This is a genomic window from Geobacillus sp. YF-1 (genome assembly GCF_052692335.1).
In genome coordinates this window covers 2,555,650-2,576,920 of record NZ_CP199850.1, presented here as the reverse complement: position 1 = coordinate 2,576,920, position 21,271 = coordinate 2,555,650, and the positions used below count along the sequence as shown (strand labels likewise).

Annotated in this window: 18 protein-coding genes and 1 pseudogene; 17 read left to right on the top strand and 2 right to left on the bottom strand. The window is 56.0% G+C overall.

Annotated features, from left to right (window positions below; all coding sequences use genetic code 11):
* Nucleotides 1-18: 18 nt before the first annotated feature.
* The 9 genes from leuC to yihA all read left to right on the top strand — a co-directional run bounded on the left by leuC (nt 19) and on the right by yihA (nt 11,531).
* Complete coding sequence (gene leuC / locus ACTVIM_RS12830; protein ID WP_445612809.1) at nt 19-1,434, top strand: 3-isopropylmalate dehydratase large subunit; 1,416 nt, start codon at nt 19-21, stop codon at nt 1,432-1,434.
* A gap of 65 nt (nt 1,435-1,499) precedes the next feature.
* Nucleotides 1,500-1,718 carry a hypothetical protein gene (locus tag ACTVIM_RS12825; protein WP_033844251.1) on the top strand — a complete coding sequence of 73 codons (219 nt, stop codon included), beginning with the start codon at nt 1,500-1,502 and terminating at the stop codon, nt 1,716-1,718.
* Nucleotides 1,719-1,741: 23 nt separating this feature from the next.
* Complete coding sequence (gene leuD / locus ACTVIM_RS12820; RefSeq protein ID WP_033844250.1) at nt 1,742-2,335, top strand: 3-isopropylmalate dehydratase small subunit; 594 nt, start codon at nt 1,742-1,744, stop codon at nt 2,333-2,335.
* Between the two features lie 168 nt (nt 2,336-2,503).
* Nucleotides 2,504-3,484, top strand: a complete 981-nt coding sequence (locus ACTVIM_RS12815) for a tetratricopeptide repeat protein (protein ID WP_445612808.1) — start codon at nt 2,504-2,506, stop codon at nt 3,482-3,484.
* Nucleotides 3,485-3,650: 166 nt separating this feature from the next.
* On the top strand, nt 3,651-4,937 hold the full coding sequence (gene tig, locus ACTVIM_RS12810; RefSeq protein WP_033844248.1) for a trigger factor: 1,287 nt from the start codon (nt 3,651-3,653) through the stop codon (nt 4,935-4,937).
* A gap of 229 nt (nt 4,938-5,166) precedes the next feature.
* Nucleotides 5,167-6,432, top strand: a complete 1,266-nt coding sequence (clpX, locus tag ACTVIM_RS12805) for an ATP-dependent protease ATP-binding subunit ClpX (RefSeq protein WP_033844247.1) — start codon at nt 5,167-5,169, stop codon at nt 6,430-6,432.
* Nucleotides 6,433-6,666: 234 nt separating this feature from the next.
* A complete protein-coding gene (lonB, locus tag ACTVIM_RS12800; protein WP_033844246.1) occupies nt 6,667-8,340 on the top strand; it encodes an ATP-dependent protease LonB in 1,674 nt (557 codons plus the stop codon).
* Nucleotides 8,341-8,619: 279 nt separating this feature from the next.
* A complete protein-coding gene (lon, locus tag ACTVIM_RS12795; protein ID WP_445612807.1) occupies nt 8,620-10,947 on the top strand; it encodes an endopeptidase La in 2,328 nt (775 codons plus the stop codon).
* Nucleotides 10,944-11,531, top strand: coding sequence for a ribosome biogenesis GTP-binding protein YihA/YsxC (gene yihA / locus ACTVIM_RS12790; RefSeq protein WP_144975727.1), 588 nt, complete (start codon nt 10,944-10,946; stop codon nt 11,529-11,531). Before lon ends, yihA begins: the two co-directional genes overlap by 4 nt.
* A gap of 14 nt (nt 11,532-11,545) precedes the next feature.
* Here the strand turns inward: yihA and ACTVIM_RS12785 are convergent, their stop codons facing one another.
* Nucleotides 11,546-12,031: a LiaI-LiaF-like domain-containing protein gene (locus tag ACTVIM_RS12785; protein WP_445612806.1), complete on the bottom strand. Its 486-nt coding sequence runs from the start codon at nt 12,029-12,031 to the stop codon at nt 11,546-11,548.
* Between the two features lie 226 nt (nt 12,032-12,257).
* Here ACTVIM_RS12785 and hemA point away from each other — a divergent pair, with 226 nt between their 5' ends.
* The 8 genes and pseudogenes from hemA to ysxE all read left to right on the top strand — a co-directional run bounded on the left by hemA (nt 12,258) and on the right by ysxE (nt 20,730).
* Nucleotides 12,258-13,625: a glutamyl-tRNA reductase gene (gene hemA / locus ACTVIM_RS12780; protein WP_061912447.1), complete on the top strand. Its 1,368-nt coding sequence runs from the start codon at nt 12,258-12,260 to the stop codon at nt 13,623-13,625.
* Nucleotides 13,588-14,454 carry a cytochrome c biogenesis protein CcsA gene (ccsA, locus tag ACTVIM_RS12775; protein WP_061912448.1) on the top strand — a complete coding sequence of 289 codons (867 nt, stop codon included), beginning with the start codon at nt 13,588-13,590 and terminating at the stop codon, nt 14,452-14,454. Before hemA ends, ccsA begins: the two co-directional genes overlap by 38 nt.
* 15 nt (nt 14,455-14,469) lie before the next feature.
* On the top strand, nt 14,470-15,399 hold the full coding sequence (gene hemC, locus ACTVIM_RS12770) for a hydroxymethylbilane synthase (protein ID WP_061912449.1): 930 nt from the start codon (nt 14,470-14,472) through the stop codon (nt 15,397-15,399).
* Nucleotides 15,399-16,064, top strand: a pseudogene (locus tag ACTVIM_RS12765) (uroporphyrinogen-III synthase); the annotation flags it as partial. The gene hemC and the pseudogene ACTVIM_RS12765, both read left to right, overlap by 1 nt.
* A 99-nt stretch (nt 16,065-16,163) precedes the next feature.
* Complete coding sequence (hemB, locus tag ACTVIM_RS12760; RefSeq protein WP_339232979.1) at nt 16,164-17,138, top strand: porphobilinogen synthase; 975 nt, start codon at nt 16,164-16,166, stop codon at nt 17,136-17,138.
* A gap of 15 nt (nt 17,139-17,153) precedes the next feature.
* Nucleotides 17,154-18,443, top strand: a complete 1,290-nt coding sequence (gene hemL, locus ACTVIM_RS12755) for a glutamate-1-semialdehyde 2,1-aminomutase (protein ID WP_033844241.1) — start codon at nt 17,154-17,156, stop codon at nt 18,441-18,443.
* Between the two features lie 210 nt (nt 18,444-18,653).
* Nucleotides 18,654-19,655: a stage VI sporulation protein D gene (spoVID, locus tag ACTVIM_RS12750; protein ID WP_445612805.1), complete on the top strand. Its 1,002-nt coding sequence runs from the start codon at nt 18,654-18,656 to the stop codon at nt 19,653-19,655.
* Between the two features lie 43 nt (nt 19,656-19,698).
* On the top strand, nt 19,699-20,730 hold the full coding sequence (gene ysxE, locus ACTVIM_RS12745; protein WP_445612804.1) for a spore coat protein YsxE: 1,032 nt from the start codon (nt 19,699-19,701) through the stop codon (nt 20,728-20,730).
* 119 nt (nt 20,731-20,849) lie between these two features.
* On the opposite strand, the gene ACTVIM_RS12740 is transcribed toward ysxE, so the two are convergent.
* Nucleotides 20,850-21,038: a hypothetical protein gene (locus tag ACTVIM_RS12740; RefSeq protein ID WP_033844238.1), complete on the bottom strand. Its 189-nt coding sequence runs from the start codon at nt 21,036-21,038 to the stop codon at nt 20,850-20,852.
* Between the last annotated feature and the right edge of the window lie 233 nt (nt 21,039-21,271).

Below are 21,271 nucleotides of genomic sequence, written 5' to 3'. Positions count from 1 at the left end.
CGTGCGAGGTGAGAGCCAATGAAGCCGAAAACGATCATTGATAAAATTTGGGAAGCCCACGTCGTCTACCGTGAGGAAGGCAAACCGGATTTATTGTACATTGATTTGCATTTAGTCCATGAAGTGACCTCGCCGCAAGCGTTTGAAGGGTTGCGGCAAAAAGGGCGGACGGTGCGGCGGCCGGACTTGACGTTTGCGACGATGGACCATAACGTGCCGACCGTGAATCGATTTGTGATTACCGACGAAGTGGCGCGCAACCAAATTGCCGCCTTGGAGCGCAACTGCCGCGAATTCGGGATTCCGCTCGCCGATTTGCACAGCGACGAGCAAGGGATCGTTCACGTCATCGGCCCCGAGCTCGGCTTGACTCAGCCGGGAAAAACGATCGTCTGCGGCGACAGCCACACTTCGACGCACGGGGCGTTTGGCGCCTTGGCGTTTGGTATCGGCACGAGCGAAGTCGAACACGTGCTGGCGACGCAAACGCTTTGGCAGCATAAGCCGAAAACGCTGCAAATCCGCATCAACGGCCGCCTTGGCAAAGGGGTGACGGCGAAAGACGTCATTTTGGCCATCATCGGCCGCTATGGCGTCGGCGTCGGCACCGGCTATATTATCGAATTCACTGGCGAAGCGATCCGGCGCATGTCGATGGAAGAGCGGATGACGATTTGCAACATGTCGATCGAAGCGGGGGCCCGGGCTGGACTCATCAGCCCGGATGAAACGACGTTTGCCTATTTGCGCGGGCGCAAATATGCGCCAAAAGGCGAGGAGTTTGACAAGGCCGTGGAGCGATGGCGGGCGCTGGCCACCGATGAAGGGGCGGAATACGACCGGACGATTGACATCGATGCCTCGACGATCGCCCCGATGGTGACGTGGGGCACGAATCCGGCGATGAGCACAGCGGTCGACGGTGTTGTGCCGCATCCCGAGCAATTTGAAAGCCAAACAGAGCAAAACGCGGTGCGGCGGGCGCTGGAGTATATGGGGCTCAAACCGGGCACGCCGATTACGGATATTCCGGTGCAGCACGTCTTCATCGGTTCATGTACGAACTCGCGCCTTAGCGATTTGCGCGCGGCGGCGAGCATCGTCAAAGGCAAAAAAGTAGCCCCAGGCGTACGGGCGCTCGTGGTGCCCGGATCGCAGCAAGTAAAAAAACAAGCTGAAGCGGAAGGGTTGGCGCAAATTTTCCTTGACGCCGGTTTTGAATGGCGCGACTCCGGCTGCAGCGCCTGTTTGGGCATGAACCCGGACATCATCCCGGAAGGCGAACATTGCGCGTCCACGTCAAACCGCAACTTTGAAGGGCGGCAAGGAAAAGGAGCGCGCACGCATCTCGTCAGCCCGGCGATGGCCGCTGCCGCCGCCATCTACGGACATTTTGTCGATGTGCGCCAGCTAGAGACCGAACCGGTCCGCTGACCGTTCGCTGGCGGGGAGCGAACGAGGGACGATGGCCGACGGCTCGGTTGGGGGTGACTTGACAGTTGGTCCGCCGCCCTAGTGTTCGTTCGCCCCTCGCCGCCAAAGAGGCGGCGGTTGAACGCGAACATGAGTGGACAGGGCCCGCTCGTTATTTGCGGATCAATCCCGCGACGGCTCCGTTGAACGCGAACATGAGCGGACAGGACCGATCCCGCTATCTTGCCGGGAAACCGGCGGCGCACCATCCGCTGAAAGCGAACGTCAGCGGACGAGACCGATAGGGACGAACAGGAGGGAAGAAGCGATGAAGCCGTTTACGATCCACCGCGGAAAATTGGCCGGCATCGACCGGGCGAACATCGACACGGACCAAATCATTCCAAAACAATTTTTAAAACGAATTGAGCGCACCGGATTTGGCCAGTTTTTATTTTACGACTGGCGCTATTTGAGCGACGGCACGCCCAATCCAGCGTTTGAGCTCAACCGGCCGGAAAACGCGGGGGCGACGATTCTTGTGGCCGGGGAAAACTTCGGCTGCGGCTCGTCGCGCGAACATGCCCCGTGGGCGCTGCAAGACTACGGATTTCGCGTCATCATTGCCCCATCGTTTGCCGATATTTTTTACAACAATTGCTTGAAAAACGGATTGTTGCCGATCCGCCTCGCCCCGGAAGATGTTCGCTACTTGTTGAAACAAAGCGAGCGCGCTGATTACGAATTGACCGTGTCGCTTGAGGAGCAGCGAGTGGTTGACGACGAAGGGTTTTCGCGCTCGTTTGCTATCGATCCGTACCGAAAACAGCTGCTTCTAAAAGGGTGGGACGAAATTGACTTAACGTTTCTGTATGAGCCGTATATTGCCGCTTACGAAGAAACGCACCATCCGCGGCCATGAGCGCCTAGCGCCCAACTCGGCGGGAACCGCTCCCACCGGGTTGGGCGTTTTTCCCGTTGTTCGTCATGCCGCTCGCTTCGCCATCAGCCTCCGCGGCGACAGCTGCGCTTGTGCCGCCGCGGGAAACTTGCTACACTGATAGTAAATGTCAGTGAGGAGCGGGCGAAGATGGACAAACCGAAAGGAAAAATCATTTTGTTTCCACAGACGAAAGAACGGCTCGTGGAAAAGGCGTTTGCCGCCCTAGAGGCCAAGCAGTACAACGAGGCGCTCCGCTTTTTGCGCGCTGCCGAAGAGCTTGGCGATGCGAGCGTTCCTGTTCGGCTCGCCTTGGCGGTTTGTTGCTATGAGCTCGGGGAGTACGATGAGGCGCAATGGCGCTTGGCTGCGTTGCTTGATGAACAGCCGGGCAACAGTGAGCTGCTGCAAATGTATGTGGCGGTTTTGCTGCAGACGAACCGATACCGTGAGGCGGAGGACGCGATCCGCACCGCCTTGCGCCGCTTTCCGCTTTCCGCACCGGTGCGCGAACAGCTTCACCACCTGCTTCGGTTTAGCGAAAAAATGAACGCTCGTGCGCTTCCGTCCGCAGAATGGAAACGGGTGACACGGCTGCTCGAGTCCGGCGACATTGCCGAACAGCTGCACATCATCAAGCAGCTGGAAAAAGAAGATATCACCCCGGTTCTTCCGCTGCTCAAGCAATATTTGAGCGCGGCCGAGAAAAGCCCGATGGCCAAAACGATGCTCCTTCGCTTGTTGACGGAAAAGCGAATCCATGAACCGGTGACAGTGGAAAAATTGGGCCGCCGCCTGGAGGTCGTTCCCGCCGCATTGGACGAACAGACGGAGACGGCGTTCGCGTCCGCGCTGCTCAGCCGGCTTGAACAACAGCTCGCTCCGGAAAGTCCGAGCTTGTATGAGACAGCGGCGGAAATTTGGCTTCGCTACGCGTACATCCTCTATCCGTTTCCTCCGGAGCCGGAAGACGCCGACTTGTGGCTCGCCGCCCTTCATTTTCTGGCGCGCCGGTTTCAAGGCTTTGATGCCGATGCGGCGGCGTTGGCCGCCCGCTATGGCGTCGAAGCGGAAGAAATGGCGAAGCTTTGCAGACAGCTGCACGAAATAGAGAAACTTTCCTTTCTGTAACGGTCGGTTCAATGTTGAAACATGGCGTTCGTATGTTATAATATAATGGCTGTGCTATGTATCTGTTTTCGCATAACAAGGCTACATACGGTGACAACATAAGAGGATAATGGGCAACCGAATTGCACCATGATCCCGAGCAACGATTTGAGGTGGAGGGAACAGTATGTCTGTCAAATGGGAAAAGCTTGAAGGCCATGAAGGGGTGCTGACCGTCGAGGTCGATGCCGAGCAAGTAAACAAAGGCTTGGACGCCGCGTTTAAAAAAGTGGTGAAAAATATTACGCTTCCGGGCTTCCGCAAAGGAAAAGTGCCGCGCGTTCTGTTCGAAAAGCGGTTTGGCGTCGAGGCGCTTTACCAAGACGCGCTCGACATTTTGCTTCCGGAAGCGTATGCGAAAGCGGTCGAAGAAGCGGGCATTGAACCGGTATCCTTGCCGGAAATCGACATCGAGCAAATGGAAAAAGGCAAAAGTTTGATTTTTAAAGCGAAAGTGACCGTCAAACCGGAAGTGAAGCTCGGTCAATACAAAGGGCTTGAAATCGAAACCATCGATGCAACGGTCACGGATGAAGATGTCGACAATGAGCTGAAACGTCTGCAAGAAAACTATGCCGAACTGGTCGTCAAAGAAGACGGGACGGTGGAAAACGGCGATACGGTTGTGATCGACTTTGAAGGATTTGTCGACGGCGAACCGTTTGAAGGCGGGAAGGCGGAAAACTATTCCTTAGAAATCGGCTCAGGCACGTTCATTCCTGGATTTGAAGAGCAGCTCATCGGCATGAAAGCAGGCGAGGAAAAAGAAATTCAAGTGACGTTCCCGGAAGAGTATCATGCGGAACAGCTGGCTGGCAAACCGGCAACGTTCAAAGTGAACGTGCACGAAGTGAAAGCGAAACAGCTGCCGGCGTTGGATGATGAGTTCGCCAAAGACGTCGATGACGAAGTGGAAACGCTCGACGAACTGAAGGCGAAAATCCGCGCCCGGCTCGAAGAAGCGAAAAAGAATGAAGCGGAAACCGCGCTGCGCAACGCGGTCGTCGAAAAGGCGGCGGCCAATGCCGAAATCGATGTTCCGGAAGTCATGATCAAAAACGAAACGGACCGAATGCTTCGCGAATTTGATCAGCGCCTGCAAATGCAAGGGCTGAACTTGCAGCTGTATTATCAATTCTCCGGCCAGGACGAGGCGGCGCTGCGGGAACAAATGAAAGAAGACGCTGAAAAACGGGTGCGCGCGGCGCTGACGCTTGAGGCGATCGCCAAGGCGGAAAACATCGACGTGACCGACGAAGAGGTGAACGAGGAGCTCAACAAAATGGCGGAAGCGTACAACTTAAGCGTTGACAAGTTAAAAGAGCTGCTCGGTAGTCTCGATGGCGTCAAAGAAGACTTAAAATGGCGGAAAACGGTCGATTTTCTTGTGGAGCACAGCAAGGTTGCGGCATAATAATAGTGGTAAGCAAAGAACAAGGCGCGAGACGTTCGTGCCTTGTTCTTTATCTCCTGCATAGCGTCTGAACAGCAATTTTCAAACTTTTCTAACGGATTGCAGTTTTTTCATTCGCTTTTTCGCAAACACTTATGGTAAAATAGCGGATACATACGCTTTGGACATCAAAGAGCAGCGGAAATAGATACATACGCAGGCGCGATTTCGTTAGCAAGGGGTGAATGACATGTTTAAATTTAATGATGAAAAAGGGCAGTTAAAATGCTCGTTTTGCGGCAAAACGCAAGACCAAGTGCGCAAGCTGGTCGCCGGTCCGGGCGTTTACATTTGCGACGAGTGCATCGAGCTATGCACGGAAATCGTCGAAGAGGAGCTCGGCAACGAGGAAGAATTTGAGTTTAAAGATGTGCCAAAACCGCTGGAAATCCGGGAAATTTTAGATGAATACGTCATCGGGCAAGACGAAGCGAAAAAATCGCTCGCCGTCGCCGTCTACAACCATTACAAACGCATCAATTCCGGCAGCAAAATCGACGATGTCGAGCTGTCGAAAAGCAACATTTTGATGATCGGGCCGACCGGGAGCGGGAAAACGCTGTTGGCACAAACGTTGGCGCGCATTTTGAACGTACCGTTTGCCATCGCTGACGCGACGTCGCTCACGGAAGCAGGCTACGTCGGCGAGGACGTCGAAAACATTTTGTTAAAGCTCATCCAAGCGGCTGACTACGACGTCGAACGGGCCGAAAAAGGCATTATTTACATCGATGAAATCGATAAAATCGCCCGCAAATCGGAAAACCCTTCCATCACCCGCGACGTTTCGGGCGAAGGGGTGCAGCAGGCGCTGTTGAAAATTTTAGAAGGCACGATCGCCAGCGTTCCACCGCAGGGCGGCCGGAAACATCCGCATCAAGAGTTCATCCAAATCGACACGACGAACATTTTGTTCATTTGCGGCGGGGCGTTTGACGGCATCGAGCCGATCATTAAGCGCCGTCTCGGCAAAAAAGTGATCGGGTTTGGCGCGGAAATGAACCAAGCTGACGTCGATGAGAAAAACTTGTTGTCGAAAGTGCTGCCGGAAGACTTGCTCAAGTTTGGGCTCATTCCGGAGTTCATCGGCCGCCTGCCGGTCATTACGACGCTCGAGCCGCTCGATGAACAAGCGCTGATTGACATTTTGACGAAACCGAAAAACGCCATTGTCAAGCAATACCAAAAAATGCTGGAACTTGATGGCGTAGAGCTCGAGTTTGAGGAAGCGGCGCTCCGCGAAATCGCGAAAAAAGCGATTGAGCGGAAAACGGGGGCGCGCGGTCTGCGCTCGATCATCGAAGGGATTATGCTCGATGTGATGTTTGAGTTGCCGTCGCGCGAAGACGTGCAAAAATGCATCATCACCGTTGACACGGTGCGCGGCACGAAACCGCCGACGCTCATCCGCCATGACGGCACCGTCATCGAGCAAGAACGGAAAACATCCGCTTGATGGAGGGGCTGACCCAAAAGGTCGCCTTCCTTCAAGATAGGCACAACATATAGTGCGGCAGAAGAAGTCGGTACGTATATATAGCGATGAAAGAGGGCGTCCCGGTCCATTTGGGACACCCTCTTTTTTTGCCTCCATGCCCTGGGCGCCGGCCGGCGCTTTTTTGTTTATTCCCGTCCGTTCCCGGAGATACTATCATACGACATACCATTAGAGGCAGGAGGATATCGGGGCATGGACTGGACGAACATCGTGCTTCTTATTCAGCTGTTTTTCGGGGTCATCATCGGCCTTTACTTTTGGAATTTGCTCAAAGGACAGCGTGTGCAAAAAGTTTCGATTGACAAAGAGTCGCGCAAAGAGATGGAACAGCTCCGCAAGCTGCGTTCGATTTCGCTCACCGAGCCGCTGGCGGAAAAAGTGCGACCGAAACGTTTTGATGACATCGTCGGCCAAGAAGATGGCATCAAGGCGTTAAAGGCAGCTTTATGCGGGCCGAATCCGCAGCACGTCATCATTTACGGCCCCCCTGGCGTCGGCAAGACGGCCGCGGCTCGTCTTGTGCTTGAGGAAGCGAAAAAAAATCCGCTCTCCCCGTTTCAGAAAAATGCGGTGTTCGTTGAGCTTGACGCGACGACAGCGCGCTTTGACGAGCGCGGCATCGCCGACCCGCTCATCGGCTCGGTGCACGACCCGATCTATCAAGGGGCCGGGGCGATGGGGCAAGCCGGCATCCCCCAGCCAAAGCAAGGGGCGGTGACGAACGCCCACGGCGGCGTATTGTTCATCGACGAGATCGGCGAACTTCATCCGATTCAAATGAACAAGCTGCTCAAAGTGCTGGAAGACCGGAAAGTGTTTTTTGAGAGCGCCTATTACAGTAAAGAGAATCCGCAAATCCCAAGCCACATTCACGACATTTTTCAAAACGGGCTGCCGGCCGACTTCCGCCTCGTCGGGGCGACGACGCGCACGCCGAACGAAATTCCTCCGGCCATTCGCTCCCGCTGTTTGGAAGTGTTTTTCCGCGAACTCGATCAAGACGAGATCGCTCTGATCGCGAAAAAAGCGGCGGAAAAAATTCGCTTGAACGTGTCAGAAAGCGGCATTCGTCTTTTAGCCGCCTACGCCCGCAACGGCCGGGAAGCCGTCAACATGATGCAAATTGCCGCCGGGCTAGCGATCACCGAGAACCGCGACCACATTGTAGACAAAGACATTGAATGGGTGATTCAAGCGAGCCAAATGGCGCCGCGCTACGAAAAGAAAATTGCGTCCGCTCCGGCCGTCGGTGTGGTGAACGGCTTGGCGGTGTATGGCCCAAACACCGGCGCGCTTCTCGAGATTGAAGTGACCGCCTTGCCGGCAAAAGGAAAAGGATCGGTCAACGTCACCGGCATTGTCGAGGAAGAAAGCATCGGCAGCGCGGAAAAATCGGTGCGCCGCAAAAGTATGGCGCGCGGTTCGGCGGAAAACGTGATCACCGTGCTGCGGGCGATGGGCGTGCCGGCGGATCGTTACGACATTCACGTCAATTTTCCGGGCGGCGTGCCGGTTGACGGCCCTTCGGCTGGATTGGCGATCGCCGTTGGTATATATTCTGCCATTTACCAATTGCCGGTCGACCATACCGTCGCCATGACCGGAGAAATCAGCATTCGCGGCTTTGTGAAGCCGGTGGGCGGCGTCTTTGCCAAAGTGAAAGCGGCGAAACAGGCAGGAGCGAAGAAAGTGATCATTCCCCTAGAAAACCGGCAATCGTTGCTAGCGGAAATCGACGGCATCCACCTCATTGCCGTTCGCCGCTTGGAGGAAGCGCTCGTCCACGTGTTCGGCGAAGAGGCGCTCCGCCGCGGACCGGCGTTGCTGCCGGCGGCGCTCGACCGATCCGAGAAAAAGCTCGTTTGATGTCGCGAGGCGAAGGAAACGGACCGCGGGCGCGAAGGAAAGCGGGCCAGCGACGGAAGGCCTGCTTCGCTCTTTCCTCCTGCCCGGCTTCGGCGCGAGCGGATCGCGGCCGAAGTCGGTTTTTCTTTGCCGGCAAAACGTTCATCAAATTTTACAAACCCGGTGTATATAGCTGACCTCGAAAACAAACCGAAGGAGCAAAACGTTCATCAAATTTTACAAACCCGGCCGTCGTACTATACAATAAACGAATAGAAGTGAGATGTGGAGGTGTTCGGCGTGAACGGAAAGAAAAAGGAGGCGGCCATTCCGCTTTTGCCGTTGCGGGGGTTGCTTGTGTTTCCGACGATGGTTCTTCATTTGGACGTCGGGCGCGAGAAGTCGGTGAAAGCGCTCGAGCAAGCGATGGTCGAGGACCATATGATTTTGCTGGCGTCGCAAAAAGACGTGGCCGTCGACGAACCGGACATGGATGATTTATATAAAATGGGGACGATCGCCCGCGTCAAGCAGCTGTTGAAACTGCCGAACGGCACGTTCCGCGTGCTCGTGGAAGGCGTCGCCCGGGCGCTGATCACCGAGGTGGTGAGCGAAGAGCCGTACTTTTCCGTCAAAGTCGAAAAGTTTGCCGATCGGGCGGCGAAAGATTTGGAGGATGAGGCGCTCAAACGGACGATGCTCGAGTATTTTGAGCAATACATAAACTTGTCCAAGCGGCTGTCGGTCGACATTTACGCCTCGATCGCCGACATCGATGAACCGGGGCGGATGGCCGATATCATCGCTTCGCATTTGCCGCTGAAACTGGAGGAAAAACAGCGCATTTTGGAAACGATCGATGTCAAAGAGCGCCTCAATCGAATCATTCAAATTTTACACAATGAAAAAGAAGTGCTTCAGCTTGAGAAAAAAATCAGCGCCCGCGTCAAACAATCGATGGAGCGGACACAAAAAGAATATTATTTGCGCGAACAAATGAAGGCGATTCAAAAAGAGCTCGGGGAAAAAGAAGGAAAAACAGGCGAGGTCGAGGAGCTGAAAGAAAAAATCGAGGCGGCCGGCATGCCGGAGCATGTGAAAGAAACCGCGCTCAAAGAGCTGGACCGCTACGAAAAAATTCCGGCGACTTCGGCAGAGAGCGCGGTCATCCGCAACTATCTCGACTGGCTCATCGCCTTGCCGTGGTCGAAAGAGACCGAAGACATTCATGACATCAAACGAGCCGAGGCCATCTTGCATGAAGAGCACTACGGGCTCGAGCAAGTGAAAGAGCGGGTGCTCGAATTTTTATCGGTCAAACAGCTTACCCAGTCGCTCAAAGGCCCGATCCTTTGCCTCGCCGGGCCGCCGGGGGTCGGGAAAACGTCGCTCGCCCGTTCGATCGCCAAAGCGCTCGGCCGCCGTTTTGTGCGCGTTTCGCTTGGCGGCGTCCGCGACGAATCGGAAATTCGCGGCCATCGCCGCACCTATGTCGGGGCGATGCCGGGCCGCATCATTCAAGGAATGAAAAAAGCCGGCACGATCAATCCGGTCTTTTTGCTCGATGAAATCGACAAAATGTCAAGCGATTTTCGCGGCGATCCGTCAGCCGCCATGTTGGAAGTGCTCGATCCGGAGCAAAACCATACGTTCAGCGACCATTACATTGAAGAACCGTACGATCTATCGAAAGTCATGTTTATCGCCACCGCCAACCATTTGGCCACCATTCCGCAGCCGCTGTTGGACCGGATGGAAGTCATCCACATTCTCGGTTATACGGAAGTAGAAAAGCTGCACATCGCTAAGCGGCATTTGTTGCCGAAGCAGCTGGCTGCGCACGGCTTGAAAAAGGCGGCGCTCCAAATTCGTGACGAGGCCATGCTGACGATCATTCGTCATTACACGCGCGAAGCCGGCGTGCGGGAGCTGGAGCGGCAGCTGGCCGCCATTTGCCGGAAAGCGGCCCGTCTGATCGTTTCCGGGGCGAAAAAGCGGGTCGTGATCACGGAAACCAATATCGAGGAGTTTTTAGGGAAACGGAAATACCGCTACGGCCAGGCCGAAGCGAAAGACCAAGTCGGCGTGGCGACCGGGCTCGCCTACACCGCGTTTGGCGGCGATACGCTCGCGATTGAAGTGTCGCTGGCCAAAGGAAGCGGCAAGCTCGTGTTAACCGGGAAGCTCGGCGATGTGATGAAAGAGTCGGCGCAGGCAGCGTTCAGCTATGTGCGTTCGCGCGCCGAGGAGCTCGGCATTGATCCGGCGTTTCACGAAACGCACGATATCCATATCCATGTTCCGGAAGGCGCGGTGCCAAAAGACGGCCCGTCCGCCGGCATCACGATCGCGACGGCGCTCATTTCTGCCTTGACCGGCAAACCGGTGAACCGCTTCGTCGGCATGACCGGGGAAATTACGCTGCGCGGCCGCGTGCTTCCGATCGGCGGCCTGAAAGAGAAAACGTTAAGCGCCCATCGCGCCGGGCTGAAAACGGTCATTTTGCCGAAGGACAATGAAAAAGATTTAGCCGATATTCCCGACACCGTGAAGCGCGATCTCCATTTTGTGCTCGTCTCTCATCTTGATGAAGTGCTGCCGCACGCATTGGTGGGATGGAAGCCATGAACGTCACGAAAGCGGAACTCATCATCAGCGCGGTCAGACCGGAGCAATATCCGGACGGCGGGCGGCCGGAAGTGGCGCTCGCCGGTCGCTCGAACGTCGGCAAATCGTCGTTTATCAACAAAATGATCAACCGGAAAAACTTGGCGCGAACGTCCTCCAAGCCGGGAAAAACGCAAACGTTGAACTTTTACTTGATTAATGACTCGTTTTATTTTGTCGATGTCCCTGGCTACGGCTTTGCCCGCGTCTCGAAGCAGGAGCGGCAAAAATGGGGGAAAATGATGGAGACGTACTTTACGAAGCGCAAGGAGCTCCGGGCCGCCGTCCTTCTTGTCGATTTGCGCCATCCGCCGACGAAAGACGACATCATGATGTACGAGTTTTTGAAGCATTACGGGATCCCGGTGATCGTCGTCGCAACGAAAGCGGATAAAGTGCCGCGCGGCAAACAGCAAAAACACGCGAACATCGCGCGCGAGACGTTGCGGATGGCTGACGGCGACCCGCTTCTTTTGTTTTCCGCCGAGACCGGCCAAGGGAAAGAGGAGGCGTGGGCGGCGCTTTTGCCGTTTGTTTCCGGTTAGGCTTCGCCGCCTCGCTATTTTCGCCTTGCCCACAACAAATACACGCCGACAGCGACCAGCCCGAGCGGCCAAAACGATAAGAAGGAAGACAAGCCGGCTTGGACAAGGGAAAAAAGCGGCTGGCCGCGCCCGGAAAACGTCGCTATGGCGAAAAGAAGCAAAAACAGCGCACCGAAGCCAGCCCCGCTTTTTTGTTTGCGGCCGCTGGCGAAAAAAGCGATGGCCATGATCAAAAAAAAGACGTTGACGCCGCGGGGCCACGATGGAAACGCGGCGGCGAGCATTAATTCGAGGCCGAAGCCTAGTAACAGGAAGCCGGGAAAAATAAACTGATGCTCGCGCGCCGAATACGCTTGACCGAGCAACGATGCGCCGCAAATGGCAAGCAATGCTGGCCAGCCTTGAAATAACCGCAACACTGGCGCCTCGAGCTGCCCGGCGAGAAAATACAGCCCGAGGCCGATGAACAAGATGCCGGAAAATGCTGTTTTGTTTTTCATCGCTGCGCCCCCGTTTCTTCTTTTTTTGCACCTGCTGAGAGCAGAAGAACTGTTTACAGTTTAGCATAGCTTGGCCGCCATGTTCACAATTTTTGCGAAAGCGGTTGATTCCATTATGGATCCAATCCGCTAGCTTGGCTACCATGTTCACAATTTTTTCAAACGGAACGATGGACAGTTGTGGTATAATGATGAAAGGAACGCATCTGTAAGGGGAGATGGCATCGTGCAAATTTTGGCTGTTAGCGTCAACTACAAGACCGCCCCTGTAGAAATTCGCGAAACGTTGGCGTTTAGCGAGGCAGAGCTCGGCGAAGCGATGGCGCAGCTCGCCAACCAAAAGAGCGTGCTTGAAAACGTCATCGTTTCGACGTGCAACCGGACGGAAATTTACGCGGTCGTTGATCAACTGCATACCGGCCGCTACTATATAAAATCGTTTTTAGCCGACTGGTTCGACATCGAAGTGGCGGCGATCGCCCCGTATTTGCGCACGTTGGAAGGGGAAGCGGCGATCCGGCATTTATTTCGCGTCGCCGCCGGACTCGATTCGATGGTGCTTGGGGAGACGCAAATTTTAGGACAAGTGAAGACGAGCTATTTGCTGGCTCAAGAGCGGGGCACGACCGGAACGATTTTCAACCACTTGTTTAAGCAGGCGGTGACGTTTGCCAAACGCGCTCATTCGGAAACCGGCATCGGCGCCCATGCTGTGTCGGTTAGCTATGCGGCGGTCGAGCTGGCCAAGAAAATTTTTGGCCGCCTTGCCCATCAGCATGTGCTCATTATCGGCGCTGGCAAAATGGGGACGTTGGCGGCGCAAAACTTGCACGGCAGCGGCGTCGGCAAAGTGACGGTCGTCAACCGAACGTTGGAAAAAGCGAAGCAGCTCGCCGAACAATTGGCCGGCGAGGCGAAGCCGCTCGGCGAACTGTCGTGTGCGCTCCTTGAAGCCGATATTGTCATCAGCTCCACAGGGGCCAAAGGCTATCTGTTGACCAAAGAGATGATGGCGCCGCTCGAGAAAATGCGCAAAGGCCGGCCGCTCTTGATGATCGACATCGCCGTGCCTCGCGATTTGGATCCGGCGTTGGCCGAGCTTGAGACGGTCTTTTTGTACGACATCGACGATTTGCAAGACGTCGTCGCGGCGAACGTGGCGGAGCGGCAGAAAGCGGCCGCCCGCATCGAAACGATGATCGAAGCGGAACTCGCGGCGTTTGGCCAATGGATGCAAACGCTTGGCGTCGTGCCCGTGATCGCCGCTTTGCGCGAGAAAGCGCTCGCCATTCAGGCAGAAACGATGAAAAGTTTAGAGCGGAAGCTGCCGCATTTGTCGGAGCGTGACTGGAAAGTGCTGAACAAGCATACGAAAAGCATCGTCAATCAGTTGTTGCGCGACCCGATTTTGCAGGCGAAGGAGCTCGCCGCCGGACCGAACGCCGACGAAGCGCTCCAGCTGTTTGCAAAAATTTTTAACATCGAGGACATGGTGAACGCCGAGCGCCATCACATGCAGCAGGCGAACGCCGAACGGCGCGATGAGCAGGGCGTTGATGCGGCCCGCGCTGCCCGTCCGTCATGGCAGCTGTAAGGTGGGATTTGTCGTGCCGCTTGTCTATGAATTGTCCATTTCGCTTTATATTGTATCGATTCTTCTATACTTTATCGATTTTTTGCAGCAAAACCGGAAGGCGAACGAAATCGCCTTCTGGTTGCTTTCTGTTGTATGGTTTTTGCAAACCTTGACGTTTGCCTTCCGCATCATCGAGACGAAGCGCTTTCCGATTTTGACGATGTCGGAAGGTCTTTATTTTTACGCTTGGCTGCTCATCACGCTGTCGCTCGTCATCAATCGGCTGCTGCGCGTTGATTTTATCGTGTTCTTTACCAATGTGCTCGCGTTTTTCATTTTGGCCATTCATACGTTTGCGCCGTCCTCGCAGTCGCCCGCGGTGGCGGAGCGGCTCGTTTCCGAACTGTTGATCATTCATATTACGCTCGCTCTTGGAGCTTACGCGGCGTTTACGTTGTCGTTTCTGTTTTCCGTGCTGTATATGCTGCAATACAGCTTGTTGAAAAAGAAAAAGTGGGGGGCGCGGCTTTGGCGGATGGCCGATTTGTCCCGGCTTGATTTTTGGTCGTATGTTTTAAACTTGCTCGGTTTGCCTATGTTGTTATTGGGATTGATCCTTGGCGTCATTTGGGCGTATATCCAAATCGACCATTTTCATTGGTATGACGCGAAGGTGCTCGGCTCGTTTGTCGTTCTGCTCGTTTATGCGATCTATTTTTACAAACGAGTGGTTCGGCAGATGCAAGGCAAGACGATCGCGCTATGGAACATCGGCTCGTTTTTGTTTTTGCTCGTTAACTTTTTCTTGTTTGGCAGTTTGTCAAAATTTCATTTTTGGTACTCATGATTGAGGAGGAGCGAGATGCGGAACATTGTCGTTGGCTCGCGGCGCAGCAAGCTGGCGTTGACCCAGACGAATTGGGTCATCAACGAATTGAAGCGGCGCGGGGCGCCGTTTACGTTCGAGGTGAAAGAAATCGTCACGAAAGGGGACCGCGTGCTCGATGTCACCCTTTCCAAAGTGGGCGGCAAGGGGCTGTTTGTGAAAGAGATCGAGCATGAGTTGCTCGTCGGCGGTATTGATATGGCCGTCCACAGCATGAAAGATATGCCGGCGGTGCTGCCGGATCGGTTAGTCATCGGCGCGGTGCCGCGCCGCGAAGACGCGCGCGATGTGCTCGTCAGCAAAGGAAAGCGGACGTTGGCGGAGCTGCCGGCCGGAGCGGTGATCGGCACGAGCAGTCTGCGCCGTTCCGCTCAGCTGCTCGCCTACCGCCCGGATGTGACGATCAAATGGATTCGCGGCAACATCGATACGAGGCTGGCGAAGTTGGAAAACGGCGAGTACGACGCCATCGTGCTGGCGGCTGCCGGTTTGGCGCGCATGGGCTGGAGCGATGAGGTCATCAGCGACTATTTGCCGCTCGATGTATGCGTGCCGGCGGTCGGTCAAGGGGCGCTTGCCGTCGAGTGCCGCGCCGATGATCGCGAGCTGCGCGAGTGGTTGAGCCGTCTGAACGATGAAGAGACGGAGCGGGCGGTCAGAGCGGAGCGCGCCTTTTTGCAGCAGATGGAAGGGGGCTGTCAAGTGCCGATTGCCGGCTATGCCGAAACGGATGGCGGCATGGTGCGCCTGACCGCCTTGGTCGCCGCCCCGGACGGCAAAGAAGTGTATAAAGAAATCGTCGCCGGCGCCGATCCAGAAGCGGTCGGCCGGCAGGCGGCTGCCATCTTGAGCGAACAAGGGGCGAAGGAGCTGATCGAACGGGTGAAAAAGGGGCTGGAAGGTTGATGGGCGCGCTTGTCGGCAAGACCGTGCTGGTGACGCGTGCGAAGGACCAGGCGACGCCGTTTTCCGCGAAGCTGCGGGAAGCCGGCGCCATCCCGGTCGAGATTCCGCTCATTGCCATCCGTGAGGCGGCGAGGCCGGATGCGCTGGCGGCGCTGGCCACGCGGCTTGGGGACTATGACTGGCTTGTGTTTACGAGCGCGAATGCGGTCCGCTGCTTTTTTCCCTATGTTTCGCCGTCGCAGCCGCTGCCGAACGTCGCCGCCGTCGGCCGGAAAACGGCGGCGGCGCTCGCGGAGTACGGGGTGGCGCCGGCGCTCGTGCCGGATGATTTCACCGCCGAGCGGCTCGCCGTGTTGCTCGCTGGACGTCTGCGCCCCGGAGCGCGGGTGCTGTTTGTCAAGGGGGATTTGGCGCGTCCTGTGCTGCCGGCCATGCTGCGGGAAGCCGGCGCGGTCGTCGAGGAGTTGACGGTGTATGAGACGGTGCCAGATGCGAGCGGACGAGAGCAGCTCTTGTCGCTGCTTCGCGCGCGCAAGGTCGATGTCGTGACATTGATGAGTCCATCAGCGGTCGCCAGCCTCGTCCGCCTGCTCGGCCGCGAAGCCGCCCTCCTTCTTTCCGGCACGGCTGTCGCCTGCATCGGGCCGGTGACGAAAGACGCGGCGGAGCGGGAAGGAATCGCCGTCCAGATTTGTCCCACTGATTACACGGCCGATGGTATCATCAGAGCGATGGAACAATATTTTTCCATGGAGGGGACGCGCATGACATTACTGTTTGACCGCCATCGCCGTCTGCGGCAAACAGCCGCCATTCGGGCGATGGTGCGGGAGACGCATCTTCATGTTGATGATTTCATCTACCCACTGTTTGTCGTGGAAGGGAGCGGCATTCGCCGCGAAGTGTCGTCGATGCCGGGGGTGTACCATTTATCGCTCGATCGTCTGCCAGAAGAAATCGATGACATCGCCAAGCTTGGCATTCGGGCGGTGATGGTGTTTGGCGTGCCCAATGAAAAAGACGAGGTCGGTTCGCAGGCGTACTGTGAAACGGGAATCGTTCAGCGGGCGATTCGCCAAATCAAAGCGCAGCATCCGGAACTGGTCGTGATCGCCGATACGTGTTTGTGCGAGTATACGAGCCACGGCCATTGCGGCGTCGTGGAAAACGATCAAGTGCTGAACGACCCGTCGCTTGAGCTGCTCGTCAAGACGGCGGTCAGCCAAGCGCAGGCGGGCGCTGACATCATCGCCCCGTCGAACATGATGGACGGATTTGTCGCCGCCATTCGCCGCGGGCTTGACGAAGCCGGGTTTGTGAACGTGCCGATCATGTCGTACGCGATCAAATACGCGTCGGCGTTTTACGGCCCGTTCCGCGAAGCCGCGGACAGCGCGCCGCAATTCGGGGACCGGAAAACGTACCAAATGGATCCGGCCAACCGCCTCGAGGCGTTCCGGGAAGCGGAGTCGGATGTCAAAGAAGGCGCTGATTTCTTGATGGTGAAGCCGGCGCTCGCCTACATGGACATCATCCGCGACATCAAAAACCGGTTCCCGCTGCCGCTTGTCGCCTATAATGTGAGCGGCGAATATTCGATGATCAAAGCGGCGGCGCAAAACGGCTGGATTGACGAAAAGGCGGTCGTGATGGAAATGCTGACTGGAATGAAGCGGGCGGGCGCTGATCTGATCATTACGTATTTTGCGAAAGATGTAGCCCGTTGGCTTGCCGAATAGAAAGGGGGCGGAATCGTGCGCAGCTATGATCGTTCAAAAGCGGCTTATGAAGAAGCAGTGCGGCTGATGCCGGGCGGAGTGAACAGCCCGGTGCGCGCCTTCAAGTCGGTCGGCATGACCCCGATTTTTATGGCGCGCGGCCAAGGCTCGAAAATTTACGACGTTGACGGCAATGAATATATCGATTATGTGCTGTCGTGGGGACCGCTCATTTTAGGACATGCCCATCCGCACGTCGTTGAGGCGTTGAAGCGGGTGGCGGAGCAAGGAACGAGCTTCGGCGCCCCGACGCTGCTTGAAAATGAGCTCGCCAAGCTCGTCATCGAGCGGGTGCCGTCCGTCGAGGTCGTGCGCATGGTCAACTCCGGCACCGAGGCGACGATGAGCGCTTTGCGTTTGGCGCGCGGTTATACGAAACGCAACAAAATCCTTAAATTTGAGGGCAGCTATCATGGCCACGGCGATTCGCTGCTCATTAAAGCCGGCTCCGGCGTGGCGACGCTCGGCTTGCCGGACAGCCCGGGCGTGCCGGAAGCGGTCGCCCAGCATACGATCACCGTTCCGTACAACGATTTGGACAGCGTCCGCTATGCGTTTAGGCGGTTTGGCGAAGACATCGCGGCGGTGATCGTCGAGCCGGTCGCCGGCAACATGGGAGTCGTGCCGCCCGTTCCCGGCTTTTTGGAAGGGCTGCGCGAGGTGACGAAACAATACGGCGCTTTGTTGATTTTCGATGAGGTCATGACCGGATTCCGCGTCGACTACCATTGCGCGCAAGGGTATTACGGCGTGGAGCCGGATTTGACGTGCCTCGGCAAAGTGATCGGCGGCGGCCTGCCGGTCGGAGCGTACGGCGGCAAAGCGGAGATCATGGAGCTTGTCGCCCCGAGCGGGCCGGTCTATCAAGCGGGCACGCTGTCCGGCAACCCGCTCGCCATGACGGCCGGTTACGAAACGCTTCGGCAATTGACACCGGAAGTGTACGAAGAGCTTGGTCGCAAGGCGGCTCGCCTTGCCGACGGTCTTCATCAGGCGGCGGAAAAGTACGGCATTCCGCACACGATCAACCGCGCTGGATCGATGATTGGCTTTTTCTTCACAAACGAGCCGGTCATCAATTACGAGACGGCCAAAACGTCCGATTTGGAGCTGTTTGCCGCCTATTACCGAGAGATGGCGAACGAAGGCGTTTTCTTGCCGCCGTCGCAATTTGAAGGGCTGTTTTTGTCGACGGCGCATAGCGATGAAGACATTGAATATACGATCGCCGCTGCCGAACGGGTGTTTACCCGCCTGCGCGGCTAAACGAAACGAGGGTGTCCCAAAAGCGGGATACCCTCTTTCGTTGCTGCATAGACGTGCTGACTGCTTCTGCCGTGATCGGTGGTGCCGATCGTAAAGGCAGCCAACCTGTTGGGTCAGCCCGATTTTTTTATCATACTGTCCTTTTTTCGCTCATACAATGGATACTGTCATAGAAACCATTTGGCGAAGGGACGGAAGGAGGAGGCCCGGTTGGAGCAGTCGTATTTGCGTTTTTCGCTCGAAGAATCGGTCTGGTTTCAAAGCGGACAGGAAGTCGCCGAGTTTTTGTCCATTTCTCTCGATCCGGTCATTTCCGTTGAGGAGTATGATCAATATATCACGATTCGCGGCGCGCTTGAGTTAAGCGGGGAGTTCCGCTCAGCGCAGCCGAAACTAGCTGCTGCCGAGGAAGAGGACGCGTTTGACTTGGCGAGCTATCGGTTTATTCAGCACATCGCGGTGCGCGACGACGGCATCAGCGAACTGTCGCACCGATTCCCTATTGATATCACGATTCCGAAAAACCGGATTCGCTCGCTTGATGACGTGTACGTGACGGTCGAATCGTTTGACTATGAGTTGGGCGACAATGGCCGGTTGGTGGTGACCGCCGATATTTCCATCAGCGGCATCAGCGACGCGCCGCTCGCTTCCGAGTTGCCAGCTGATGAGGAAGAAGAGCCGCTGTTTGCCCCGTTTGAATCAGTGGCCCGCAAAGAGGCGGATGATCCCGAACCGTCCGCATTCGCTTCTCCTTTTCGCTATGAAGCGGATGAATCATCGGCGCTTGCCGCTAGCCGCCATGAAGAAGTAGAAAATGAAACAGAGCCGTTTTTGCCGCTTGAGACGGAAACGAAGGCGGTCAGCGCGCCAGCGGATGACGAGACCGATTCCCTCTTGCCATCCGCCGAGGCCAAAGTATCGATCGGGGCGGCGAAAAAAGAGAAGGAAGAAGGGACAGAGGAGACGAAAACGAAAAGCGAAAATGCGCTCTATTTGACAAAACTGTTTGCGAAAAGCGAGACGGAAGAGTTTACGAAAGTGAAAATTTGCATCGTCCAGCAAGGGGATTCGTTGGACAAGATTGCGGAGCGATATGAGGTGACCGTTTCTCAGCTTTTGCGCGCCAACGATTTGGAAAGCCCGGATGACGTCCACGAAGGGCAGCTGCTCTATATTCCGGCCATGGCGGGAAGCCGTTCGTTCTCATGAACAGGGCGCTTTCCGCTTCTTTTGCCGTCAAGGGGGCATCACGATGGATGGACGGTTTGCCAGCCAGCGCGCTCTGCTTGCCCAATATGGGGTGACGCCGGAGCGCATCGAACAGCGGGGCAAAGTAGCGAAAGTGTACACGACAAACGGCGTTTTCGCTTTAAAGGCGCTCCATGACGAACGGGAGGCGGCAGCGGTTTGGCAGTCGCTTCGCTACTATGGCCGCCGTTGTCCACCGGTGTACGGGACGCGCCAACAGTCACCGTTTGCGGTCGACGGCGGCCGCCTTTATTATTTGCAGGCTTGGCATGACCAAGGGGCGAAAGCGGACGACGAGGTTGTCCGCTCTTTCTTTCGCGGGTTGGCCGAGCTGCACCGCGCCACCATCCGCACGGTGGCGGTAAAAGAGGAAGAAATCGAAGCGTATCGCCAGCAAAAAAAGAACGAATGGCAACGAGCGCGAGCTTTATGGGAAGAGCGAGTCGAAACGTATGAATCGGCGTGGTACATGTCGCCGTTTCAGCTCCAATGCTGCACCTATTTTCATGAAGTGATGCGCGCGTATTCGTTCGCCGAGGAGCAGTTGGCTGCGTGGGAGGAGGCGCTCAAGGAAACGAAGCAATGGCGGACGGCTTGGGTGCACGGAAAAGCGCGCCTCTCCCACTACGTGGCGCCGTATTGGATCAGCTGGGAGCGGGCGCATTGGAATTCGCCGGTATACGATTTGATCGCCGCGTTTCGCACTCATGTTCAAACGTTTCCGCCGCTTGCGCGGGCGTGGCTTGATGGCATCGATGAATATGAAAAAGCGCTGCCACTATCCGCCGGGGAGCGGGCGTTTTTATACGGCCACTTGGCCGAGCCGCGCGGGTTTGTCCGCTGTTTGGCGCGATATGAAGCCACCCGGCGGACGGAACGGAACGAGCGGGCCTACGTCGCCGCCTTGCAGCGCTGTTATTTTGCCTTTAAAAACATGGAAGCGGTCGTCATGCATCTTGTCCAGCGCGATGCCGCACAGCAACAAAAAGAGATGAGTGACGCCGAAGCGCCGATCGATGAACACGGTCAAGGCTAAATCCATCCTCCAACAGAAATCCGGAAACGCCTATGGCCATGGAAGCCGAAAACGTTGGTGAAAAACCGCTCGTTGCCTTGAGCGATGATAAGTTGAATGTTTGTTTTACATCCCATTTTCTAAATCCATTCCAAACGGAACGCGACAGCCGCCAACACAAGAATGGCCAATAAAAGCACGTCAAACGTTGTCGGCAGCAAAATGGTGCGGATCGCCTGAAAAACGGCGAGCGGAATGATCACTTGGGCGCAGATGGCGCGCACTTGCCGCAGCCACGGCGGCCATGAGTACGGATTGAAACGCCGCATCGGTCGTCCCTCCTTCTCCGGTTTACTATACAATATGAGACGGGCGAACGTTTGTCACCAAATGGCTTTCTGTCGAATAAATCAATAAAAACTTGGCAAAGATGATGGACAATGGTAGTATAATAATCGAACGATGACGATAAAAGCGAAGACGGGGAGGAGTACAGCGGCCCGCGCCTGCAGAGAGGGAAATCAGAAAGCTGCGAGATTTCCTAGGATGGCGGCTGCTGGAA